Origin of the sequence: Nodosilinea sp. LEGE 07298, assembly GCF_015207265.1 — a bacterium.
In the GTDB taxonomy this organism is placed as follows: domain Bacteria; phylum Cyanobacteriota; class Cyanobacteriia; order Phormidesmidales; family Phormidesmidaceae; genus Nodosilinea.
The window spans coordinates 1-7,108 of sequence record NZ_JADEXE010000327.1 but is presented as its reverse complement, the minus strand read 5'-3'; the positions used below and the strand labels follow the sequence as shown (position 1 = coordinate 7,108).

6 protein-coding genes and 1 tRNA gene are annotated in these 7,108 nt (G+C 54.1%); all 7 read left to right on the top strand.

Annotation, left to right across the window (positions count from 1 at the left end):
- The first annotated feature begins 20 nt into the window (after window positions 1-20).
- The 7 genes from IQ273_RS28285 (at window position 21) to IQ273_RS28255 (ending at window position 6,967) form a co-directional block, all read left to right on the top strand.
- Entirely contained in the window at window positions 21-1,658 is a 1,638-nt protein-coding gene (locus tag IQ273_RS28285; RefSeq protein WP_194026454.1) for an acetolactate synthase large subunit, read from the top strand.
- Between the two features lie 146 nt (window positions 1,659-1,804).
- On the top strand, window positions 1,805-2,551 hold the full coding sequence (locus tag IQ273_RS28280) for a hypothetical protein (protein ID WP_194026453.1): 747 nt from the start codon (window positions 1,805-1,807) through the stop codon (window positions 2,549-2,551).
- A 121-nt stretch (window positions 2,552-2,672) separates the two neighbouring features.
- Window positions 2,673-3,485: a carbon-nitrogen hydrolase family protein gene (locus IQ273_RS28275; protein WP_194026452.1), complete on the top strand. Its 813-nt coding sequence runs from the start codon at window positions 2,673-2,675 to the stop codon at window positions 3,483-3,485.
- A gap of 114 nt (window positions 3,486-3,599) precedes the next feature.
- Complete coding sequence (locus IQ273_RS28270; protein WP_228054041.1) at window positions 3,600-5,042, top strand: cation:proton antiporter; 1,443 nt, start codon at window positions 3,600-3,602, stop codon at window positions 5,040-5,042.
- Window positions 5,043-5,103: 61 nt separating this feature from the next.
- Window positions 5,104-5,176: transfer RNA gene (locus tag IQ273_RS28265), tRNA-Thr, on the top strand.
- A 175-nt stretch (window positions 5,177-5,351) separates the two neighbouring features.
- A complete protein-coding gene (locus IQ273_RS28260) occupies window positions 5,352-6,503 on the top strand; it encodes a site-specific integrase (RefSeq protein WP_194026451.1) in 1,152 nt (383 codons plus the stop codon).
- A gap of 89 nt (window positions 6,504-6,592) precedes the next feature.
- Window positions 6,593-6,967 (top strand): trypco2 family protein, encoded by a 375-nt coding sequence (locus IQ273_RS28255; protein ID WP_194026450.1) that lies wholly within the window; start codon window positions 6,593-6,595, stop codon window positions 6,965-6,967.
- The last annotated feature ends 141 nt before the right edge of the window (window positions 6,968-7,108 follow it).

The following is a 7,108-nucleotide window of genomic DNA, read 5'->3' as shown; positions in this document are numbered from 1 at the left end:
CTCTACCCCCCTATCACGCTATGAACACCGCCGAATTGCTGGTCCAGTGCCTTGAGAACGAAGGCGTCGAATACATCTTTGGTCTGCCAGGGGAAGAAAACCTGCAGCTGCTTCAGGCTCTCAAGCGATCGTCCATTCAGTTCATTACCACCCGTCACGAGCAGGGGGCGGCCTTTATGGCTGATGTCTACGGGCGGCTAACGGGTAAGGCGGGGGTATGCCTTTCCACCCTGGGGCCAGGGGCGACTAACCTAATGACCGGCGTGGCCGATGCTACCCTCGATCGCGCCCCGCTGGTGGCCATTACCGGCCAGGTGGGCACCGATCGCATGCACATTGAGTCGCACCAGTATTTGGACTTAGTGGCGATGTTTGCACCGGTCACCAAGTGGAATGCCCAGATTGTGCGGCCCAGCATTACCCCTGAGATTGTGCGTAAGGCTTTTAAGCTGGCCCAGACCGAGAAGCCCGGTGCTGTGCATATTGATCTGCCCGAAAACATTGCCGAAATGGAGGTTGAGGGGACGGCCCTGCGCAAGGATAGTAAGGAGAAAACCTACGCCTCATTGCAGAGTATTCAGCAGGCGGCGGTGGCCATTTCCCAGGCCAGCAACCCGATGATTTTAGTCGGCAACGGCGCTATTCGGGCCAGCGCCAGCGAAGCCCTGACTGAGTTTGCCACCCAGCTCAACATTCCGGTGGCCAACACCTTTATGGGCAAAGGGGTGATTCCCTACACCCATCCGCTGGCACTGTGGTCCCTAGGTTTGCAGCAGCGCGACTACATTAGCTGCGCGATGGAACAGGCGGATTTGATCGTTGCCGTGGGCTACGACCTGATCGAGTATTCGCCCAAAAAGTGGAACCCCGAGGGCAACCTGCCGATTCTGCACATCAACCTCACCCACGCTGAGATCGACAGCAGCTACATTCCCAAAGTAGAGGTGATTGGCGATATTTCTGACTCGCTGGAAGAAATTCTCAAGCGGGTGAAGCGCCAGGGCCACCCCGACCCCACCAGCCTCAAGGTGCGCGACGAAATTCGCGCCGACTACGAGCAGTACGCCGACGATTACGGCTTCCCCATCAAGCCCCAGAAGCTGATCTACGATCTGCGCCAGGTGCTGAGCGCCGAAGATATTGTGATTTCTGACGTGGGTGCCCACAAGATGTGGATGGCCCGCAACTACCACTGCCTGCGCCCCAACACCTGCCTGATTTCAAATGGCTTTGCGGCTATGGGCATCGCGCTACCGGGGGCGCTGGCGGCCAAGCTGGTGCACCCCAACCGCAAGGTGGTAGCGGTGACCGGCGACGGCGGTTTTATGATGAACTGCCAGGAACTCGAAACTGCTCTGAGGGTGGGCACGCCCTTTGTCACCATCATCTTTAACGACGGTGGCTATGGGCTGATTGAGTGGAAGCAGATGAACTATTACGGCGAGTCGACTTACATTCACTTCACCAACCCCGACTTTGTCAAGCTGGCGGAGGCCATGGGTCTAAAGGGCTACCGAATTGAGTCAACCGAAGACTTTATTCCCACCCTGAAAATGGCACTAGAAGACGATGTGCCCGCCGTGATTGACTGCCCAGTTGACTACCGCGAAAATCTCTTATTCAGCCAGAAATCTGGCGATCTAAGCTGCTTAACCTAGACCAGTTTAAGGTCTTTGGTGCAGGGGTTTAGGAAAGGTTCTTAACCTTAACCTTGACTTTGGTTCCAAAACCCGCTCTAAAACTTCCCGGTTGTGGCTTTGGCTCTGCTGAAAAACTAAGGGTCTACCTACGGCGCGAGGTTTTTATGGTGCAGCATCTAGCAAAGTCGCCCCTGGCCTGGAGTATTGGCGGGGTGGGGGCGATCGCAGCCGTCGTGATCGGCCTATCGTACCTAGGGCAGAGCAACCTCCCCGAACCTGAGCTGACCCTCAACAATTTTGCGGTGTCGCCCTGGCAGCAGGGAACCGATTTGGGCTGGCAGGCGGCGGTGGCGGCCCAAAGTGCCAAAACCCAGGCCGACTGGCAGCAGGTAAGCGATCTGTGGGGGCAGGCGATCGCCGCCCTGGAGAGTGTACCCACTGACGACCCCAACTACGCCCAGGCCCAGGCTAAGGCCGAAGAATATCGCGACAATCGGGTGATCGCAGCCGATCGCCTGGCCCAGGCCAGTGCTACCCCTAGATCCCCTGCCGTTAGCAACCTGCAAGACGCTTTGGCCAGCGTCGAACCGGCCTTTACCTTTGCCCCCGGCCCCGGCGTTAGTGTACTGGGCCGCTCAGTCGATGGCCTAGCTGCCGTAGAGCTAGCAGGCGATCGGGCGACCTTAGTGCTGCCGCGCGGCGAGCAGGGAAACTCGCTGACTATGGCCCAGGTGGTTTACGCTAACCAGTTTGTGGCCCTAGCCGCCCCCAATGTCGCCGCGCAGGCCTGGCTGCTAGACGGCCTGCGCGCTGCGCAAAACAGTCAACCCCTGCCGATTCCCGCCGGTACCCCTATTACTTTCAGCATCGAGCCAGAGACGATTTCTATTACCGTGGTTACCGATCCTTAGGCAGCAGTGATTCTTCAGACTGTTTTGGCAGGACTGGGTTAAACCGTTCCCCTGAGCGAATAAAATTGATGCATAGGGAACAGATCTGTTCCAGGTTTCTCCATATCCAGTCAGGTAATTTATGAGAGTGTATCGGGCCGCCGCTGTACAGATGACCAGTGTGCCAGATTTGGCCAAAAACCTGGCCCAAGCCGAAGAGCTGATTGACCTGGCCGCGCGCCAGGGGGCAGAACTGGTCAGCCTACCCGAAAATTTCTCGTTTTTAGGCGATGAATCCGCCAAAATTGCCCAAGCTGATACCATTAGCCGAGCCAGCGAAGCCTTTCTCAAAACCATGGCTCAGCGCTACCAGGTGACTCTGATTGGCGGCGGGTACCCGGTACCCGCCAAAGAGGGCAAAGTCTTTAACACTGCGCTGCTGGTTTCCCCTGAAGGCCAGGAGCTGCTGCGCTACGAAAAAGTGCACCTGTTCGACGTCAACCTGCCCGATGGCAACACCTACCGCGAGTCCAATACGGTTATTTCGGGCCATCTGTTGCCCGATGTTTTCCCCTCTAAACCCTTTGGCATTTTGGGCCTATCGGTGTGCTACGACGTGCGGTTCCCAGAGCTGTACCGCCACCTGTCGCAGCAAGGCGCTGAGGTGCTAGTGGTGCCCGCCGCCTTTACCGAATTTACCGGCAAAGACCACTGGCAGGTGCTGCTTAAGGCCCGCGCGATCGAAAATACCTGCTACGTGATTGCCCCCGCCCAAACCGGCTTTCACAATGCCCGCCGCCAGTCTCACGGGCACGCCATGATCATCGACCCCTGGGGTATGGTGCTGGCCGATGCTGGGGTAGATACGGGCGTTGCGATCGCCGAAATTAACCCCGATCGCATTTCTCAGGTGCGCCGCCAGATGCCATCTCTAGCCCACCGATTTTTTACCTAAACCTAGCTGCCTTAGGTAAAACTACGGCTAGAACGATCCCCATGAACTCTTTACAGGGAGAAATCTCATGTACATTGTATGGGACGAGTTATAGCGGTCTGCATGGCGAATTGGATGAGTGCCCTCATCGGTAGCGACCTGATTAGTTTTTCCACCCACTTCTTCTCCTCCCCATCTGGTCCTGGCCCCTGGCTAGCCGAAGTAGCCGAATCGGAAGCGGAGCTAGAGCCCCTGGTGCTGGCCAGCGTACTGCTGAGTTTAATTGTGGTATACCTGGCCGCCAAGATCGGTGGTGAGTTGTGCGCTCGGATTAACCTACCGTCGGTATTGGGAGAACTAGTAGGGGGCGTCCTTGTGGGTGTCTCGGCCATGCACCTGATTGTCTTTCCCGAAGGCGGTGGCGAAGTACCGTCGCTGCTCATGAAGCTGGTAGGCATGACCGCTGGCTTATCACCGGAGGGCTTATTTAAGGTATTTCAGGGTGAAAGCGAGGTTGTTTCAGTCCTGGCTGAGCTGGGGGTGATTATCCTACTGTTTGAAATTGGCTTAGAGTCGGATCTTAAAGAACTGATTCGAGTTGGTCCTCAAGCCGCTATGGTCGCCATTGTGGGGGTCGTCGCTCCCTTTGCCGCCGGTACAGTAGGTTTGATTGCGCTATTTGGCATCGACACCATTCCGGCGGTGTTTGCTGGAGCAGCTCTCACCGCCACCAGTATTGGCATTACTGCCAAGGTGCTTGCTGAAATGCAGCAGCTTAGCTCTAAAGAAGGCCAGATTATTATTGGGGCTGCCGTACTTGATGACGTGCTTGGCATCATTGTTCTAGCGGTTGTGGCCAGTCTAGCCAAAACCGGCGAAATTGAAATTCTCAATGTAGTCTATTTGATTGCCGGGGCTGCTACGTTTTTGGTGGGGTCAATTTTGGTAGGCCGCCTACTGAGTCCCTACTTCGTCATGGTGGTCAACCAAATGCGGACCCGAGGCCAGGTGATTACCAGCTCGCTGATTTTTGCCTTTGTGCTGGCCTACATTGCCGCTGCTATTCAGCTAGAGGCCATTTTGGGGGCCTTTGCGGCCGGCCTTATTCTGGCGGAAACGTCCAAGCATAAGGAGCTAGAGGAGCAAATCAGCCCCATTGCCGATATGCTAGTGCCGATTTTCTTTATTACCGTAGGGGCACGCACCGATTTAAGCGTGCTCAATCCCCTAGAACCCGCTAACCGGGCCGGGTTGGTAATTGCTTCATTCCTGGTGATCGTTGCCATTATTGGTAAGGTCATAGCGGGCTTCGTCATCTTTGGTCAACCTGGCACCAATCGCCTAGCGGTGGGGGTCGGCATGATTCCTCGGGGCGAGGTAGGCCTGGTGTTTGCCGGTGTCGGAGCCGCCAGCGGCGTGTTGACAGAATCTTTAGAGGCAGCCATCATCGTCATGGTGATCTTCACCACGTTTTTAGCCCCGCCCCTGCTGCGAGTTGTGTTTAAGGAAGATGAGGGTGCGATCGCCCCTGCCGAACCCGCACCCGAGTTGGAAACCGCAGATGAAGTAGGGTCTTAGCAATAGGTACCCTACAAATTACAAAGCTACCTGGTAAGGTTGCTATACTGAGTATGCTTTTGCTGGTGTAGCTCAGTTGGTAGAGCAGCTGATTTGTAATCAGCCGGTCGCAAGTTCGAGTCTTGTCACCAGCTTATTCCCAAAACCCCTGAAATCAATAGGTTTCAGGGGTTTTTTGTCGTCAGCAAATCCTTAGGGTTCAAGTACCTATGTTCTAAATTCATCACCTTTTTGGGTATCTTCCAGGCTTTTTGGGTGTAAATTGGGTGTAAATTGGGTGTAATTCAAACGTACTGCCGAGGTAGCCCCATGTACTCTAAAACCCCTACTGGCAAAGCTTCTAAAGGAACTGTTACGGTAATCACCTCTAATGGCCGGTTGCAGCTCCGATTCCGACACGCTGGCGAGCGGCATTATATTTCCATAGGGTTGTCAGACAGCTCAGAAGGGCGAAAGCTAGCTGAGATGAAGGCTAGAGAGATTGAGCTAGACATTCTCTCCGGCAATTTTGACCAAACCCTGGCAAAGTACAAGCCTCAGTCAGCAATGAGTGTGGCATCGCTGGACATTACACCCAAAACTACACCCAAGCTGAGTGAGCTGTGGCAGCAGTACGTAGATGCCAGGAAGGCTGGCAAGTCTCCTGCCACAATTCGGATGTACGGGTGGATGGCTAACCATTTGGAAAGATGCCCTCACAAGCACCTAGCTGACTCTCAATCCGTATTCGATTGGTTTACTGCCCATGTGCCCGCTGACTCTGCTAAGCGGGTCTTGATGCACCTAGGTGCCTGCTGCCGGTGGGCCAAGAAGTCAGACATCGTTGGCTCAAACCCGTTTGATGGGATGTCTGCCGATGTCAAAGTGAAAAAGGCCGGGACAGAGGAGGAAGAGATCCATCCCTTCACCCGCGACGAGCGAGATCAGATTATCGCGGCCTTCAAGGCAAATCGGTATTACGGCTACTATGCCCCTTTGATGCAATTTCTATTTTTCACCGGGTGTCGCCCGTCAGAGGCGATCGCGCTTCAGTGGAAACATGTCGGATCCAAAGTCATCACTTTTAGGCAGGCGGTGATTTATGACGGTAGAAGGCTGGTTTTGAAGGAAGGCCTTAAGACTCAGAAGTTGAGGAGATTTCCGGTCAATGCCCAGTTGACCGAACTGCTGGAGTTGATCAAGCCCGCTTCAGCTGATCCTGAAGCGTTGGTATTTCCCAGTCGGGAATTCAAATTCATCGATTGGCATAACTTCGCGAACCGGGCATGGGCCAAGGTGATGGCTTCTTTGCCTGATATTGAGTATCGCAATCCCTATCAGACTCGGCATACGTTTTGTAGCCTTTGTCGAGAAGCAGATATACCCAGCATTCAAATTGCTAAGTGGGTAGGTAACTCCGCGCAGATGATTGATCGGGTCTATGCTAAGCCAACCGATCATATTCAGGTACCTGAATTGTGACTTGAAATATGGGGCTCTCCTTAAGATCTCAGAACACCAGAATCATCAAGGCTTTAATTGAGATGACTTTTCGTTTAACGCTTTGAAACATGTCTCAACCAATTGGCTTGGCCGAGCTTATTAATCAAGTAAAACAAGACCTGCTAACTCCACCGGCTAAGGATGCCGAGCCGCCTATTCTCTTTGTAGAAGCAGTGGAACTGGAGTTGCGGGTAGCTGCTAGGAAAGAAGGAAACGCAGGAGTCAAGATTGATGTGCTTTCAGTGGGTGGGGGTGAAGCAGGAGGTAAATTGGGTTGGGAAAACACCCATGTGGTGAAAGTGAAGTTGTCTCCTTTGTTTGAAAAAGAGCAACTAGTCCAGTGGTATAAGGACTTACGAGGAGAACAAGTTTTGCCTAGTGTCGCTAGAAGTATGGATGCCTTGATGAAAGGGGAAGATGAAAATCTAGGTGACCGCTTCTAGGCTCATGACTGCCCCTAGTTCCACCCAAGTTTGTGTCGAGTAAAATAGGGGTAGAGCGCTTAGGAGGCCAACGTGATGGCCAAGCAACGACGGAAGCGTGGAACCGCAGGCGATAAAACGATTTGTCTTCCCATTGCAGAC

Bases quoted from the DNA above. Each gene is read 5' to 3' on its own strand.
- IQ273_RS28285 (WP_194026454.1), top strand. From the start codon at position 21: ATGAACACCGCCGAATTGCTGGTCCAGTGCCTTGAGAACGAAGGCGTC.
- IQ273_RS28280 (WP_194026453.1), top strand. From the start codon at position 1,805: ATGGTGCAGCATCTAGCAAAGTCGCCCCTGGCCTGGAGTATTGGCGGG.
- IQ273_RS28275 (WP_194026452.1), top strand. From the start codon at position 2,673: ATGAGAGTGTATCGGGCCGCCGCTGTACAGATGACCAGTGTGCCAGAT.
- IQ273_RS28270 (WP_228054041.1), top strand. From the start codon at position 3,600: ATGAGTGCCCTCATCGGTAGCGACCTGATTAGTTTTTCCACCCACTTC.
- IQ273_RS28260 (WP_194026451.1), top strand. From the start codon at position 5,352: ATGTACTCTAAAACCCCTACTGGCAAAGCTTCTAAAGGAACTGTTACG.
- IQ273_RS28255 (WP_194026450.1), top strand. From the start codon at position 6,593: ATGTCTCAACCAATTGGCTTGGCCGAGCTTATTAATCAAGTAAAACAA.